This is a genomic window from Nitrospirota bacterium, assembly GCA_016214845.1.
Classification (GTDB): Bacteria; Nitrospirota; Thermodesulfovibrionia; order UBA6902; family UBA6902; genus SURF-23.
In genome coordinates this window covers 37,803-50,413 of the sequence record JACRMS010000030.1, presented here as the reverse complement: position 1 = coordinate 50,413, position 12,611 = coordinate 37,803, and the positions used below count along the sequence as shown (strand labels likewise).

Annotated in this window: 24 protein-coding genes; 5 read left to right on the top strand and 19 right to left on the bottom strand. The window is 47.0% G+C overall.

Annotated features, from left to right (window positions below; genetic code table 11):
- The first annotated feature begins 80 nt into the window (after positions 1-80).
- The gene (locus HZB61_10205) at positions 81-344 is read left to right on the top strand and encodes a hypothetical protein (GenBank protein MBI5056973.1); all 264 of its coding nucleotides are present in this window, start codon (positions 81-83) and stop codon (positions 342-344) included.
- On the top strand, positions 344-484 hold the full coding sequence (locus HZB61_10200) for a hypothetical protein (protein MBI5056972.1): 141 nt from the start codon (positions 344-346) through the stop codon (positions 482-484). Before HZB61_10205 ends, HZB61_10200 begins: the two co-directional genes overlap by 1 nt.
- 219 nt (positions 485-703) lie before the next feature.
- Here HZB61_10200 and HZB61_10195 read toward each other — a convergent pair whose 3' ends face one another.
- The 18 genes from HZB61_10195 to HZB61_10110 form a co-directional block, all read right to left on the bottom strand.
- Positions 704-922 (bottom strand): ORF6N domain-containing protein, encoded by a 219-nt coding sequence (locus tag HZB61_10195; GenBank protein MBI5056971.1) that lies wholly within the window; start codon positions 920-922, stop codon positions 704-706.
- 24 nt (positions 923-946) lie between these two features.
- On the bottom strand, positions 947-1,162 hold the full coding sequence (locus HZB61_10190) for a hypothetical protein (GenBank protein ID MBI5056970.1): 216 nt from the start codon (positions 1,160-1,162) through the stop codon (positions 947-949).
- 4 nt (positions 1,163-1,166) lie between these two features.
- Complete coding sequence (locus HZB61_10185) at positions 1,167-1,478, bottom strand: hypothetical protein (protein MBI5056969.1); 312 nt, start codon at positions 1,476-1,478, stop codon at positions 1,167-1,169.
- A 214-nt stretch (positions 1,479-1,692) separates the two neighbouring features.
- A complete protein-coding gene (locus HZB61_10180; GenBank protein MBI5056968.1) occupies positions 1,693-1,935 on the bottom strand; it encodes a hypothetical protein in 243 nt (80 codons plus the stop codon).
- Between the two features lie 112 nt (positions 1,936-2,047).
- Positions 2,048-2,269: a hypothetical protein gene (locus tag HZB61_10175; GenBank protein ID MBI5056967.1), complete on the bottom strand. Its 222-nt coding sequence runs from the start codon at positions 2,267-2,269 to the stop codon at positions 2,048-2,050.
- 46 nt (positions 2,270-2,315) lie between these two features.
- Positions 2,316-2,669 carry a fibronectin type III domain-containing protein gene (locus tag HZB61_10170; protein ID MBI5056966.1) on the bottom strand — a complete coding sequence of 118 codons (354 nt, stop codon included), beginning with the start codon at positions 2,667-2,669 and terminating at the stop codon, positions 2,316-2,318.
- A gap of 197 nt (positions 2,670-2,866) precedes the next feature.
- Entirely contained in the window at positions 2,867-3,406 is a 540-nt protein-coding gene (locus HZB61_10165) for a hypothetical protein (protein ID MBI5056965.1), read from the bottom strand.
- A 167-nt stretch (positions 3,407-3,573) separates the two neighbouring features.
- A complete protein-coding gene (locus HZB61_10160) occupies positions 3,574-3,741 on the bottom strand; it encodes a hypothetical protein (GenBank protein ID MBI5056964.1) in 168 nt (55 codons plus the stop codon).
- On the bottom strand, positions 3,738-3,962 hold the full coding sequence (locus tag HZB61_10155; protein ID MBI5056963.1) for a hypothetical protein: 225 nt from the start codon (positions 3,960-3,962) through the stop codon (positions 3,738-3,740). Before HZB61_10155 ends, HZB61_10160 begins: the two co-directional genes overlap by 4 nt.
- A gap of 111 nt (positions 3,963-4,073) precedes the next feature.
- The gene (locus HZB61_10150) at positions 4,074-4,658 is read right to left on the bottom strand and encodes a DUF1018 domain-containing protein (GenBank protein ID MBI5056962.1); all 585 of its coding nucleotides are present in this window, start codon (positions 4,656-4,658) and stop codon (positions 4,074-4,076) included.
- 2 nt (positions 4,659-4,660) lie between these two features.
- Complete coding sequence (locus HZB61_10145; GenBank protein MBI5056961.1) at positions 4,661-4,984, bottom strand: hypothetical protein; 324 nt, start codon at positions 4,982-4,984, stop codon at positions 4,661-4,663.
- Positions 4,968-5,288 carry a hypothetical protein gene (locus HZB61_10140; GenBank protein MBI5056960.1) on the bottom strand — a complete coding sequence of 107 codons (321 nt, stop codon included), beginning with the start codon at positions 5,286-5,288 and terminating at the stop codon, positions 4,968-4,970. Before HZB61_10140 ends, HZB61_10145 begins: the two co-directional genes overlap by 17 nt.
- Positions 5,285-5,977, bottom strand: coding sequence for an ATP-binding protein (locus HZB61_10135; protein MBI5056959.1), 693 nt, complete (start codon positions 5,975-5,977; stop codon positions 5,285-5,287). The genes HZB61_10140 and HZB61_10135 overlap by 4 nt, the downstream gene beginning before the upstream one ends.
- Positions 5,978-6,042: 65 nt before the next feature.
- Positions 6,043-8,073 carry a Mu transposase C-terminal domain-containing protein gene (locus HZB61_10130; GenBank protein MBI5056958.1) on the bottom strand — a complete coding sequence of 677 codons (2,031 nt, stop codon included), beginning with the start codon at positions 8,071-8,073 and terminating at the stop codon, positions 6,043-6,045.
- Complete coding sequence (locus HZB61_10125; protein MBI5056957.1) at positions 8,070-8,840, bottom strand: hypothetical protein; 771 nt, start codon at positions 8,838-8,840, stop codon at positions 8,070-8,072. Before HZB61_10125 ends, HZB61_10130 begins: the two co-directional genes overlap by 4 nt.
- 18 nt (positions 8,841-8,858) lie before the next feature.
- Complete coding sequence (locus HZB61_10120; GenBank protein MBI5056956.1) at positions 8,859-9,077, bottom strand: hypothetical protein; 219 nt, start codon at positions 9,075-9,077, stop codon at positions 8,859-8,861.
- Positions 9,077-9,307 carry a hypothetical protein gene (locus tag HZB61_10115; GenBank protein MBI5056955.1) on the bottom strand — a complete coding sequence of 77 codons (231 nt, stop codon included), beginning with the start codon at positions 9,305-9,307 and terminating at the stop codon, positions 9,077-9,079. The genes HZB61_10120 and HZB61_10115 overlap by 1 nt, the downstream gene beginning before the upstream one ends.
- Before the next feature lie 4 nt (positions 9,308-9,311).
- On the bottom strand, positions 9,312-9,515 hold the full coding sequence (locus HZB61_10110; GenBank protein ID MBI5056954.1) for a hypothetical protein: 204 nt from the start codon (positions 9,513-9,515) through the stop codon (positions 9,312-9,314).
- 308 nt (positions 9,516-9,823) lie between these two features.
- Between HZB61_10110 and HZB61_10105 the strand changes: the two genes are divergently transcribed.
- Positions 9,824-10,201 carry a helix-turn-helix transcriptional regulator gene (locus HZB61_10105; GenBank protein ID MBI5056953.1) on the top strand — a complete coding sequence of 126 codons (378 nt, stop codon included), beginning with the start codon at positions 9,824-9,826 and terminating at the stop codon, positions 10,199-10,201.
- Positions 10,198-10,686, top strand: a complete 489-nt coding sequence (locus HZB61_10100; protein MBI5056952.1) for a hypothetical protein — start codon at positions 10,198-10,200, stop codon at positions 10,684-10,686. The genes HZB61_10105 and HZB61_10100 overlap by 4 nt, the downstream gene beginning before the upstream one ends.
- Before the next feature lie 153 nt (positions 10,687-10,839).
- Here the strand turns inward: HZB61_10100 and HZB61_10095 are convergent, their stop codons facing one another.
- On the bottom strand, positions 10,840-11,010 hold the full coding sequence (locus HZB61_10095) for a hypothetical protein (GenBank protein ID MBI5056951.1): 171 nt from the start codon (positions 11,008-11,010) through the stop codon (positions 10,840-10,842).
- A gap of 188 nt (positions 11,011-11,198) precedes the next feature.
- Here HZB61_10095 and HZB61_10090 point away from each other — a divergent pair, with 188 nt between their 5' ends.
- The gene (locus HZB61_10090; GenBank protein MBI5056950.1) at positions 11,199-12,509 is read left to right on the top strand and encodes a GGDEF domain-containing protein; all 1,311 of its coding nucleotides are present in this window, start codon (positions 11,199-11,201) and stop codon (positions 12,507-12,509) included.
- Positions 12,510-12,611: the final 102 nt, after the last annotated feature.

Genomic DNA, 12,611 nt, shown 5'->3' with positions numbered 1-12,611 from the left:
AAAAGACTTGACAAAACCCAAGCGGCTTTGGTAATATTAAATATAAGGTAATTAATAACCCTCAAAAAAGGAGAGGACAAATGAAAAAGATCACGCTCAGCAACGAGTTTCACAACACCGAAGCAACTGTAATCCCGCAAGAGATTACCGAAGGACGCTTTAAGGGCTTCCACATGATCAGCCGGGCGACGGCTCGCAAACTTAAGAATAAACTTTGTGGATCCACTGATTGTACTTGTGGTGATTCCTTCGGCTCTCGCGGTGGCGTCCATCTCGACGTAATCAACGAGGATTATGACCGCAGTTATATTATCGATCTGCGGTCCAGTGGAGGGTTGGAGTAATGGCACTCCCCAAGACCATAAGTAATTACATGCGTGAGATAGGCAAGAGAGGCGGGGGATCAACCTCCGCCTCAAAGGCCGAAGCAGCCCGCGCCAACGGCAAGAAAGGGGGACGCCCCAAAAAGAAAAAGAAGGAGTAAGTCCCGGCCCTAACAAAGCGCTGGACAGCGAACGAGCACCACACGGCTCATTTCCCTGTCCAGCGTTTTTTATTGTGTAATATTTATTTTGCATATCTAATGTCTTTTCTGTGCTCGTGGCCTTGAAATAGTGTTTCACCAAACCCCGCTGAATCGTCCAGCTCAGGTCATCGGTGAAAGACTTTGCAAGCATCAGGTAGCCGGAGAGAGTGAGGAAAATCATGTTCTCTCTGCTGCCGCCTTTTGACCGGGACAATGACCCCTTTGAGCGGGACAAATTGTCCCCCTCGGAATAAACCGGTTTTTGTTCCTGTTGAAGTTTCTACGGGCGTTCCCTTCGGGTAGCTTATGCGCCCTGTCCACCATCGGCAGGCTTACGACTGCCTGCCCGTTCCAGTTCACTCTCAAATCGTCTTTATGCCAGTTATTATTTTTCATGCGCCTCGTCACTCAACTTGTGTGTTATAACTTCCGCCCGCATCTCGGACAAAACTTAATATTGACCAATATCACATTCTTACCCGGTGTGTAGATCGAGATATTCGGGAGCCCGTGTTTTTTCATCTCCATAAAAACCTTGCAGCACCAGTCCCCGTCCGCCTGCCGGAATAAATCCCATAGTGGATCGGTCGCAGGAGTGGACGGCGTTTCTTTCTTAAAAGGATTTTTAAAGAACATTTAACTACTCCTTAAATTCGATCCTGCCCTGGTTAAAAACATCTTCAAGAGACTGCTTTTTAATTCTTGAGGCTCTATATAAGATTAAGATTCCGCGATGTCTGAGTGATTCGCAGACTTCATCAACTTCTTTGGGATCAACTATTTGATAATAGCCCCGGCTGTAACTGCCGATAAGGCAGCCGTGCTGATTTATTAAATGCGAGATTGTCTGTCTGACATCATAATATGATATGCCGGTGAGAGTGGCGATTTTTGCCCCCAGCATTGCGGCCTCTTTGCCTTTGCAGGTCTGTAGTATATTTATAATTTTCATTTCTTCATTCGTCAGCTCAAAATTAAACTGTGTTTGGTCCATGGCAATTACATGGCTTCTCGATGCCGTCAGGATTGATGATCTAAGATCTCGCAGTTTGGGTCATGGCATTCTATTTTTTTTGTGCAATTTTCACAGAATAAAATCACTTCTCCTGCCTTATGATAATGCGGCGGGAGGTCCGCGCCGCACTTGCAGGATGATTTGCATTCACTCATATTAAATTCCCCTGTGTGTTCCTGCGCCATTTGTATTGACAATCGTCGTAAGACGCCGGGCATAGTCTGCGCTCGTCGCATTCGTTGTTTGTGATCCAGCATTTGATCGGGCGGCCTTTGACGCAATCGATGAGCTCCGCAACTCCGCGCGCATTGTGCAGCGGGCAGGCCGATAGAGACGCCATTAATGGCGTCTCTACAATTATTTCAATGCATCCACATTCGTATCTGTACGTCATTTCATCTCCCAAAAAGGACAAAAATCCATCATGCATTCATACGGGCAGATATCCGTGAAATTGCAATGTACGCTGAATGTGTCGAATGCGAGAGTGGAATAATTTAAAAGTATCATCCTAACGAGTCCTTTATTTTCCATAGCCACAATCTTTGTTTCTTTGTCATCAGCGACCAGGGCTCAGCTCCGCGTTTATAGGCGTGGACGAAAGAATACGCCTTCGCCCAGTACGGCTGATCGCTCGCGTTCATTTTCTTCTCAAGCAACGCCAACTCCGCTTTTGTAAATATCGGGGATATCCCATCACCTGTCATTATGTTATTTAGGTTGTTCATGTTCCCTCTGTAGAGACGCCATTAATGGCGTCTCTACGTTTATATTTCAGTTCATATTCACCGGAGCTCCCGGCATTACTTCAGCACGTTTACAAACTTCGTTTGATACTCCACATGTGCCGGCGCCGACTGCGCCGTATGATTCCGCATTGACGCAGTAGACAGCGGGTTTTAATCCTGTCAGCGTGTAGGTCGTGACCTTACCAACGTCCACTGTCTGATAAGCGGTCTCACTCTCTAATCTGTAATTCAACTTGTATCCGCCGATGTCCTGGTCTGCTATTTGCTGATTAGTCCCGCATTCCATCGTGGGCGCGTCCCATTGCAGTTTCAATGATGCCGCGCACGCCGTCAGCGGCAGGAGTATCAATAACGCGATGCTTGTTATGATTGTCTTCATCGTCTATTCACCTCCCTTCTTTTTTAAAATCTTCGCACACAACAGACAATTTCCGCCTTCGGTTATGTGCCTCAGAACTTTATCAAATTGACAATAGACATGTGTTTTCCCGCAGAGAGAATATCTTCCTTCGTCAATAAAGCAATGCCATTTCGGACGCCCCGCCTTAAGCTCTATTCGTATCCATCCCGCAGTCTTCACGCCGCCTCCTCTTTATACTCTTCGCTCAGCTCCTCGATCTGCACTTTGATCAGCGAGTTGAGAATCTTCTGTACAGTCGTATCAATCGACTCGATGACAATGCGATCGTCTTTGTCGATGATAGCGACGTTGATTTTCACCATCTCCTTTTCGGTCAATTTTTTAATGACTGATTTTCTAAGTTCATACTTAGTTTCCAGGAGATATTCTTCCTGCTCCGGCAAATGCTTTTTGATGAGCTTAATTGTCAAGTCTTCATCCTCGACAAAGAGTTTTCCTTTCCCTTTCATTAAGCCGATCTTGATACCATCAAATATCTGAGTGCGAGGCTTCTCGAAAAGGTCTGTATTGTCACCTATGGCCCTATATAGCGCCTGATGTTTTTTTGCAATCTTACCCATTACGGCCTTGAGCTTCGGCGTAAATTCCCGTTTCAGTGTTTCTGTCCTCTCGCTGATCTCCGACACGAGTTCATCAAACTCGCGCTTTGCTGCTGCATAATCGTCCGTTGTTTTTTCAATCTCCTGTAATGTCATTACACTCCTCTCCTCACCGGCAGCAGCAGGCACGTGCTGCAGAGCTGCCCTTCGTTATTATGCTGTTGCTGGCAGATTACGCATATTTTCATCATTGCTTCCCCGCGGCGCAAATCGCTAAGATCATAAATCCGAAAATCCCTCCGATAACAAACCCGATCAAAAAATTAATCATGACCGTACCCTCCCTTATTTTCGTTGAATGTCTGGATTCCCGCCTGCGCGGGAATGACGCTTTGATATTTCCTCTCCGCTATCATACCGCCGCAGAGAACGCCGAGCGCGAATGCTGCGACGATGATAAATACAAAAACCGTCTCCTCTTTTATTTTCATCCCTTCACCTCCAATGCCTTCATGCCCTCCGCTGTCAATTCAACCGTGCAATCAAAATCTTCCGGGTTTGCGATGCTGTCGATGTACGCCTTCATCGTCACGCACATCTTTTCACCGCACTGCGGGCAGACACCTTTGCCGTATACCTCTTCAATTGCAACGTGGTGGATATGTCCGCAGTTGATACATATCTGCGCGTCTTTGAAATCTATAGTGAGCATGCGGCCTCCTTTTCTTCCCCTCTAATAAGAGGGGATTCAGGGGTGTGTTTACTTTCTTTCTTCTCTGCCTCATTCATCGTCGGGATGATGCCCGACAACAGCATCGTTGATTTACTCCCGCACTCCGGGCATTGCGTCATGTCCTTTATCCCGCAGATCAGGCTGCGGAGCTGGTCGAAGATCGTCTCGCAGCCAACACATAATCTTGCTGTTGTTAATTTCACTCTTCCCTCCTTTTTTCATTGATTCGATTGATTTGATTAACTTCGATGCGTCTCGTGATTCTAAAAATGTCAGATCATCCCTTTTTGTGATCCTGAAACAGTAATGCCGCAAGGCCTGCGCTCTCTGCGCAGGGTCATGCAGAAAGCTCTTTTGCGCCCACATAAATTCAATCAGCCGGAGCTGTGCGGGTGAGGCCATGCCGGGGCGATGACCGAGGTTGTCGTATTTTTTCTTTTTGTCCCCTCTATCAAGAGGGGATTCAGGGGTGTGTTTCGTCCACACGCCTCTTTCAACCGCCTCTTTCTCCATGTCTTTTGTGAGGGCGGCGGCTTCAGCATAGGACAAGCTAAGGGATGATCCATCAAAGCCGCTGCTATGCCCCATCACGCGGGAGCGATAGTCTTCGTCAGATAGTTTCAGCGCGCCCTTGAGGCAATGGATTATTTTTATTTGAGCTTTTGTGATCTGCATTATTAATTCCTTCTTACACTGCAATTAAGGCACTTTTTATAGAGCTTTAACGTCTCCGGATTGCTGGCTTTCATACCGATCTTTTTAGCCTTGTTCCATGTCTCCGCGCAGCGCAGCGGGGTGATGATCTCAAGCACCGGGCAGAGGACGTTGCCGTCATGGCCGTAGACCTTTTTCACGCGCTCGATGACCTTATCCGTGCTCGCCTGGTATTTGTCCTGGCATACAAGATCGACTGTTGTCCGGTTGATGCCGAGTTCCTGCGCAACGACTTTCGGGCCTTTTGCGTCCACCTCACGTTTTAATATCTCAATCCACTGGGACACAGTCTTTCACCTCCGTAAGCGTATTGAGATTTGGGTCGAGCAGGCAGCGGCGAAGCAGCGGCGCTTTCGGTCCGGTATTTTTTATAAGCCGCCAGACTTTTGAGCGTGGGGCAAATCCCGGGCAATCTTTTCGGAGGCCGACACGCCTGATATATTCAGCCCGCGAAAGTGAGGAGACATAAACGCTAATGCTCCCACGAGGAAGCCCTGTGATTATTTGAATATCGTGAATCGTGAAATCGCGGACAATGCGGATAGTTTTCCAGATTACATCCTGAGCAGTGGTTTTCTTCTCTGTGCTCATTTCCGCCTCCATGCCTGCAGGTGTGCCCCGGTAATTTCTTTCAGGCTGTTTCGCTTGGCTATTGCCTCGCAGCGGTATAGCTGGATCACGATCTTTCTAAACCGGCTGCCTTGTGAATGGATGTATCTGATAGCATCGTCAGTCACTTTCACGTCGCACATTTCATCCGCGATAGTGCGGACGTCAAGCTCTGTGAGGTCCTGGAATTTTACGATCTCGGAAAACCTGTCGTATAGATGTCTGTACCTCGACAGCTTTTTTTCCGCCTCTGCCATGCCTACCAGCACAATAGGCGTCCCTGTATCGTCATGCAGATCTCTGAGTGTCTCTATTACACGCGCATCGTGACAGAGATAATCAACCTCATCGAAAAATACGGTGCACTGTTTCTCCATTAAAATATTCCGCGCCTGTCTGTAGAGATCAGGGACGCGCTTATCAGCCTGTTCGCCAAGCTCGGAGACCAGCTCTTCAAGCAGCCACCTGCCTGTCATCAGTTTTTTGGTACGGATAAAAAAAGAGTTATTGACATTCTGCGCGCACCATGATGCAACTGCTTTTGTTTTCCCAAGTCCAGGCTCGCCGTAGATCAGCGCCATGCCGGGCACCTGCTCTTCCCTGCTCTGTAAACGATCAATGGCAGCCTTGAACTTCTTAACGTTGTCTGTATTGACAAATCCTCTTTTCAAAAGTTATCCTCCCTCTTAGATATGTTTTTAATTGTTATGGCTGCCCTTGCCCGGCAGCCGTTTTTTTATCCTGCCGCGTTCTCCTGCTTGCCGTAGATACTCTTGTATTCATTGGATGCCTTGTAATCCTCAAGCCACTGCATTTCTTCCGGGGTCATTTCATCCTGCTGCATCAGATGTTCATACCGCTGCCATGCTTCGTCAAATATCTGCGGGGTATCTTCTGGATTCCCGCCTTCGCGGGAATGACAGTCAACCATTTCCTCCGGGATATGGATCTCTGTCTCCATTGTGCCGTTGCGCTCAGCCTGCACTTCGCTGATCTTGTCTTCAAGCCTCTTGAGTCTGCCCTGTGCCCTGCGCTCTCTGGCTTGCTCGATGACTGAGACGGGGAAATAGCTGCGCTTGTTGGCCTCGAAAACTGCCTCGCAGATCAGCCGCTGCTGCCGGTCCCTGACCCATACGAGTTTTGGATCGTGTATGTCGTAATTCACACACACCTGGTCGCCGTGATAGTGCTCAAGTATTTTGTTGTAGTAGATATTGCCGAAGACGCGGACCATGCCATTGCGCGCGATGCAGGTTATCTGCGGCTTAAAGAGGTCCCTGATCTCATCATCATTCAGGGTTGTCGCCTGCCAGCCGTCCCCAACGAATCTGCCCCACATCTCAAGCGGCGTCATGTGCCTGCGAAAGCCCTGCTCGCTCGTGATTTTTGGTAATGCGGAATGAGGGCGGTTGTTATATGCGTCAACGGTCTGCTGGCAGAACTCTAAAAATTGCGGCCATGAGAGCATTTGATTAGGGATACGATTTTCTTTGATGTCTTTCTCTACGAGCCGGATGGTTTTGCGATATGAGAGGTTGTCCATGTTCGCGCCGGTGAATGTCGGCAGCATACGGGCGGCGCGCACCCACATTGTCTTTTGAAGTACCTCGATAATGCCCCGGCCCATCGGGTTGCCGGGAATGCCGATCTTTAGCTGTGTGCCTATGCGCGCGAGGATGCCAGTGACCTCGGCGGAGATCATCTTTGCCTTGTTCCCCGCGCCGCCGTCTGTGTAGAGGATCGCCATGACCCCGCCGTGGAGCTTGCGCTCATTGACCGTCACCGCGTGCCGTAATGCGTCGGCGACGATCTGCGCGGACTCTGCAAGCCCTGCGGACCAGCCGAGGCACACGCGCGTGCGCACGTCTATAATGCCCTCAACCTCAGGGTTGAACGGCTTACCGTGGGCCGGGTGCGCGACTTTCGCTTTTAAGGAATGTCCGTCTGCAACTATAACGTCGAGAGGCAGTAAATTGCTTTTATCCCGGATGCAATAACTGCCGATGGAGCGCAATTCACTGCCGGTCATTCGCCCGCGCTGCGCGTCTATGCGGGAGAATTTTTTCATAAACCTCACCGCCTGCCCGTAGCTGGGAGCGTCCGCGCCCATCATCTCAAGCACCTGCGGGACCGAAGGCTTACCGGGTAAACGATAGAGCGACAGAAACCTGTCCGCCCACGCGGGGACAATGAGTTTTTCCGTGTCCTCCGGGGCGAGGCCGAGAATTCCGTATTTTTTAAACAGACTGAACCAGCGATAAATCGATTTATCGCTAATGGTCCTGTTTTTCCCGTCGCGGTGATTTGCGAGGGTGATTAGTCTCTTGTATTGGTCAGCCACATTTATGAGCTCAAGAAAGCGCGATATTGACCTGTGAACAGATAGTGACTGCTCCGCGCTGATGCCCTCTATCGCCCGTATGATCGCAATACGCGCATTCATACAGTCTCTCTGCCACTCCTTTAGATCAGAGACGAAGACAACGCTGTCTTTTCTTTGCCGGGAAGGGAGAGACGCAGGGAGGGTCATCACTTCTCCCTGCGTCTCTGGGGGGAAAGTCCCTGCCGGTTCCGCAGGGACTGTGGGATTAAAATAACGGTCCTTTGCCTGCGTTGATATCGCAGGGTCAATGATCCGTATAAACGGCTGATCGCCGTCAATCTGTACGAGGCTGTAAGCCTGCCGCTGATAGGCCTTTTTAATAGTATCGTATGGCACGCCCTCAAGCCCTGCGAGCTGCTGTAAGGTCACAAGGTCGCCTCTCACGATAAGGCCTCCCGCATTATGGCCAGACAGCCCTTCATTTTCTTTTCAAAGAGGTTCGCCATGTTGGTGTATTTTTTGAGGGTCTTTTCATCGTCCAGGACATTTGCCACCGCTGGTGAGCTATTGGCGTCATTGAGCAGCCTGACCGCCTGATCGAGTAGTTCATCCGCCATTTTATATGCGTCCTGAAAAGCAGAATGGCTCTTATCGGCGAGCCGCAATTGTAAATGGAGTTTTTTAATCTCTTCATGGAGATTTTTGTTTTCAGAGGTCAGTTTCGAGACCTGTTTCCCCTCGCCTTTGTCCCTGAGTTTTTTGACCATTAAACGTAGCTCTTTGACGGACATGCGCTCAATCTCATCGACGTCTTTTCCGGCAAAGAGTCCGAGCTGCTCAAACTTTTTTAGCTCCTCCTCAGGAGCCTCAAGGAGAGCGTAAGTTTTCCCAACGTGGGAAAAGTTTTTAAAGTTAATGGAGGGGAATTTTTCGGATTTAATAGCCGCATTCATAAACCTATATGCTGTGGTGTGAGGAATGCCAATTTCCTTCTCTACAATCCGGGCAAATTGCCCGTATCCCTCTTTATCTTGAATAACAAGGAGACGCTTCCCTATTTCAAGGATCGTCTCTGCGGTATGTTTCATGAGGTACCGGACCTCATTGATATATAGCGTCCGCTCATAGGGCAAATCGCCCTCTATAGCCTTGATCGCGTCAGCCCTTTCAATATCATCAATCACTACTGCATTCTTTCCGTTATTTCCCACTTATCCCTCCCTTAAAATTTAAAATCTCAGTCCCGTTTCCCTGATCCCGAACCTCTCAAGATCCTTTAAAATATGGTTTACGCATTTCTCAATGGTCTCGTTATTGGTTATCTGCGCCTGCGCAAGGATCGGTGTGAGCGAATTTGCGATGTGATGGTGTATCGTGTTCTTTGTGTGTGGAGACAACCCCCTGGTCTCCTTAATTACATCATCTTCATTGTCTATGATTTCTCCCATTATTCTCCCTCCAGAAAATCTTCTTCTCTAAAAAGTGAATCATGCGCGGCCTTGGCCATGACTCTCATTATCCGATGGTTCATGCTCTTCCTCTGTGTGTCATCAAGCTCATCAACGTGCAACTTCAGCTTCATCGGGATGCGAAGCGAAAATATTGCCTCCCGCTTCTCGATCTTAATCTGATGCGGAGTTGTCCCTTTCAATCCCTTAACCCTCCTCTTTTTTTTCATTTGTTTAATAGGTCCACTTTGTATACTTTTTGAAACAAAAAAAACATTGCGCTATTAATCCCTGAAAAGTTACAATCAAAGCATCCAAAATCGAAGCGCCGGAAGCGGCGAGCGAGCCTGCCTTGCCAGAAGTTGACTCGCTGCACCGAACATCCGACGCCCCGGAGGTGATGTTGTCTGTAGCGTTCTGTATTTTTAGATATTCCATTTATGCGGCCCTATCCAGTGCATTCCAAATTTTCATAGGTAACCCGGTTGCCTTGCAGATCGCGCGGCGGAGTTTATATGAGCGGCTACGCCCGGCGAGGACGTGGTATATTGCTGTACGATCTACTCCCGCTCTTCTGGCGATCTCCGCGCCGGTGATTCCCTTCTTAAGCATCTTGATTTTTATTTTTGTCTCTAATTTCATCATGATGATGAAGTATATTAAGTCACTTAATCTTTTGTCAAGTGAAAATGAAGTCACTTAACTTTAAAAATAAAGGTATAAGAATTACTTATATAAGAGGGACCATGTCGAAAGCCGCTTTTGCGAGAGAATTAGGTGTTTCTCCTTCTTATATAGGAATGCTTGAGGAAGGAAAAAATGAGCCGAGTGATACATTAAGTGAGTTAATATGCCTAAAATTCAACATTAATAAAGACTGGTTGCTCACCGGGGAAGGAGAGCCGGAGCGCAAAAAAGATGTTGTATCTGAGAGCGGCATACATTATAATAGATGCAGTGCTGATCCTGAGTTGTCTGAGATAGTGGATATTCTACAGCACGATCTCCCCGAAGCAAAAAAAATTATATTAAAACTGCTGAAAGGCAGGAAAGAGTTTAAAGAGGGTATTAATGCCCTTCAAACTGTGGATAATAACCTTTTAAAAGAGGAGGAGGGGACGTGAAAAAAATCATCGTTGTAATATTAAGCCTTTTGTTGTTGTGTGCTGTCGCTGAAGCTGCTGACGTGCAGGTTTGGTTTGCCGGTCATGTTTACACAAATGAAGACCTTGAAAAATATAGACGGGCTTCCGATAAAGAAAGCACTGGAACTCCATCTTATATTAACGAGGCTGATAGAGACAAAGGAACAGTAGATAGGCTTGTTGTAAGTATTACAGAGGAGAAAGATCAGGATTACTGGTGTAAAAATGGGGAGACGTTGCGGCGTAATATTGAAGATGCTGAAAGAGAGGTTATTGACGCTGAGGAGAATCTTAAACTTATAATCTCTTCTATCGCAAATGAAATTAAATTAGATAAGGCTCGTGATAGGGTATTCCAGGCAAAAAGGGATATTGAAGATACTAAGAAAAGGCTGGTAGAATTCGAGGATAAAGCCTACCGTCAGAACATCCCGGCAACGTGGTATCGATGTCAATATAATTAAAAACGGGGTTAAAAGGTAAAAATAGACAACTTATTGAAAAATAAGAATAGTGAATGTCCCCCTGAGAGGCCCCTCGGCGGCGGTTGTAAAAAGGCATCCGATGACGGCTTCTAATCTCGGGAAAACACGATTATATAAGCAGTTGAATTGTTTTTAATGAGGATTTAAAAAGACCGGGGAAAAGAAGAACTTTCTCAATCTGAATGTAAATTCAGCTTTAAAAGCATACTTTTTCTCATTTAGCCTCTTTTGCCCTTTTAAAGCCTTAACTTCTTGATATTCCCCACCTTTTCCCGCCTTTTCCCGCCCACTCCCCTTTCTCATTCTCTACACATTATTACAGTAACGGCTAAAGAAGCCTGAACAATATTCCGATACTCAGTTGTAATCAGAATCTGAGTTTTGAGGAGATAGAGTTTTTTGATGCAGTCTTTCAGTATGTATCAGGGGCACTGCGGCCCGGCTGAATTTCTATTTTCCAAATCATACAAATATTTTGGAGGGAAATTGTTATGAATCAGGAAATCGATCTTAAAGAGCTGGACCTGGCTGCCTTTGAAGAAAAAGTCTATGTCATCGCCGATGAAGTCCTCGTCATCCTCAAGGAATTGTCCCGTGAAAATCAGAAACAGATAAGCAGCAAACTGATAGCTGAAAAAATGTTCAGCAAAGACAGCGTAAAATGCGTCCTGGTAAATAACGGCGTCGCTTCATCAAATACTGAGATTGACCGCCTGAAGGAAATAGCCAACGTAATTTTAGACAGGTTTACCGAACTTGTGCCCTCTCATATGACAGATAAATTTGACACCCTTAAGAACATGTTCAATAACAACGATGCAGCAATGAACGCAAAGGACTGGCTCGATTCACCGATCGATGTTCTCAGGAAATATATCGGGTCCCTATCCGACAGAAATAAGGAGGTGGAAGAATTTTTAAAACAGACCATGCAATATCTCGGCGCTATTGAACAGCCTCTGACCGGTGAACTGGCTTCGCAGCAGCAAAAATTCAGGGACGAGAGGGCTTTTGAGGAAGACATAACAAGCTATATAAACATGATGCGGCAAGACTGCAATTATCATGATGACATCAACGCCCTCAAAACGGCTTTTTTGAACAAAATAGAAAACATCAACAAAGGGATCGAGAAAAAAAGGGAGCAGGACATACTGAGACTGAAAGACGCGGAGAAGACGCTCGGAGAAATGTGGGAGCGGATGAATGAGATCAAACACGAGGCAGAGGAAATAAAAAAGAAATCCCAGGAGATGGAATTTGAGTCCTATCATGACGCCCTTACAGGCATCCATAACCGCCGGGCATATGATGAAAAAGTTGAGGAAATCCTGGCCCATGTCCAGCGGTACAAAATACCGGCAGCGCTGATGATCTGCGATATAGACTTTTTCAAGAAAATCAACGACAAGTTCGGGCATAAGATCGGGGACCTCGCGCTTAAGAAACTGGCCGGCCTCCTGAAAGAAAGATTAAGGAAAAACGATTTCATTGCAAGATACGGCGGGGAGGAGTTTTCGATCATCCTGCCGCATACGGACCTGAACGGCGCAAAAATAGCAGGTGAGAGCGTCAGGTCTTATATTGACAAGTCCGTGTTCTCTTACAAAGGACAAAAAATTCCCTTTACGATAAGCGTAGGTATCAGCTCCTTCAGAAAAGACGATGACATAACTACGGTATTTGAAAGGGCTGACCAGGCCCTTTACCTTGCCAAAAAGTCGGGAAGGAACCTTGTAAGGACTGATGAAGATGCGCTTATTGAATCAGTCGTGCCAGATCAAAATTCGTCTGTCAGATAGTGTCCTGCTCCTGTGCGTGATTAATTTCACTCATCCTCTAAAGTAATATCAATTAAGTTCCGATAATTATGCATAAGAATTACAGTGCTTGAGTTTTTAGTA

What these genes read in the sequence shown, in the direction of transcription:
- HZB61_10195 (MBI5056971.1), bottom strand. Translation starts at nt 922, where the DNA reads ATGAAAAATAATAACTGGCATAAAGACGATTTGAGAGTGAACTGGAAC.
- HZB61_10110 (MBI5056954.1), bottom strand. Translation starts at nt 9,515, where the DNA reads ATGGAATATCTAAAAATACAGAACGCTACAGACAACATCACCTCCGGG.
- HZB61_10090 (MBI5056950.1), top strand. Translation starts at nt 11,199, where the DNA reads ATGAATCAGGAAATCGATCTTAAAGAGCTGGACCTGGCTGCCTTTGAA.
- HZB61_10175 (MBI5056967.1), bottom strand. Translation starts at nt 2,269, where the DNA reads ATGAACAACCTAAATAACATAATGACAGGTGATGGGATATCCCCGATA.
- HZB61_10155 (MBI5056963.1), bottom strand. Translation starts at nt 3,962, where the DNA reads ATGCTCACTATAGATTTCAAAGACGCGCAGATATGTATCAACTGCGGA.
- HZB61_10115 (MBI5056955.1), bottom strand. Translation starts at nt 9,307, where the DNA reads ATGAAAAAAAAGAGGAGGGTTAAGGGATTGAAAGGGACAACTCCGCAT.
- HZB61_10190 (MBI5056970.1), bottom strand. Translation starts at nt 1,162, where the DNA reads ATGTTCTTTAAAAATCCTTTTAAGAAAGAAACGCCGTCCACTCCTGCG.
- HZB61_10105 (MBI5056953.1), top strand. Translation starts at nt 9,824, where the DNA reads ATGTCGAAAGCCGCTTTTGCGAGAGAATTAGGTGTTTCTCCTTCTTAT.
- HZB61_10185 (MBI5056969.1), bottom strand. Translation starts at nt 1,478, where the DNA reads ATGAAAATTATAAATATACTACAGACCTGCAAAGGCAAAGAGGCCGCA.
- HZB61_10180 (MBI5056968.1), bottom strand. Translation starts at nt 1,935, where the DNA reads ATGACGTACAGATACGAATGTGGATGCATTGAAATAATTGTAGAGACG.
- HZB61_10200 (MBI5056972.1), top strand. Translation starts at nt 344, where the DNA reads ATGGCACTCCCCAAGACCATAAGTAATTACATGCGTGAGATAGGCAAG.
- HZB61_10140 (MBI5056960.1), bottom strand. Translation starts at nt 5,288, where the DNA reads ATGAGCACAGAGAAGAAAACCACTGCTCAGGATGTAATCTGGAAAACT.
- HZB61_10205 (MBI5056973.1), top strand. Translation starts at nt 81, where the DNA reads ATGAAAAAGATCACGCTCAGCAACGAGTTTCACAACACCGAAGCAACT.
- HZB61_10160 (MBI5056964.1), bottom strand. Translation starts at nt 3,741, where the DNA reads ATGAAAATAAAAGAGGAGACGGTTTTTGTATTTATCATCGTCGCAGCA.
- HZB61_10165 (MBI5056965.1), bottom strand. Translation starts at nt 3,406, where the DNA reads ATGACATTACAGGAGATTGAAAAAACAACGGACGATTATGCAGCAGCA.
- HZB61_10120 (MBI5056956.1), bottom strand. Translation starts at nt 9,077, where the DNA reads ATGGGAGAAATCATAGACAATGAAGATGATGTAATTAAGGAGACCAGG.
- HZB61_10095 (MBI5056951.1), bottom strand. Translation starts at nt 11,010, where the DNA reads ATGAGAAAGGGGAGTGGGCGGGAAAAGGCGGGAAAAGGTGGGGAATAT.
- HZB61_10150 (MBI5056962.1), bottom strand. Translation starts at nt 4,658, where the DNA reads ATGCAGATCACAAAAGCTCAAATAAAAATAATCCATTGCCTCAAGGGC.
- HZB61_10170 (MBI5056966.1), bottom strand. Translation starts at nt 2,669, where the DNA reads ATGAAGACAATCATAACAAGCATCGCGTTATTGATACTCCTGCCGCTG.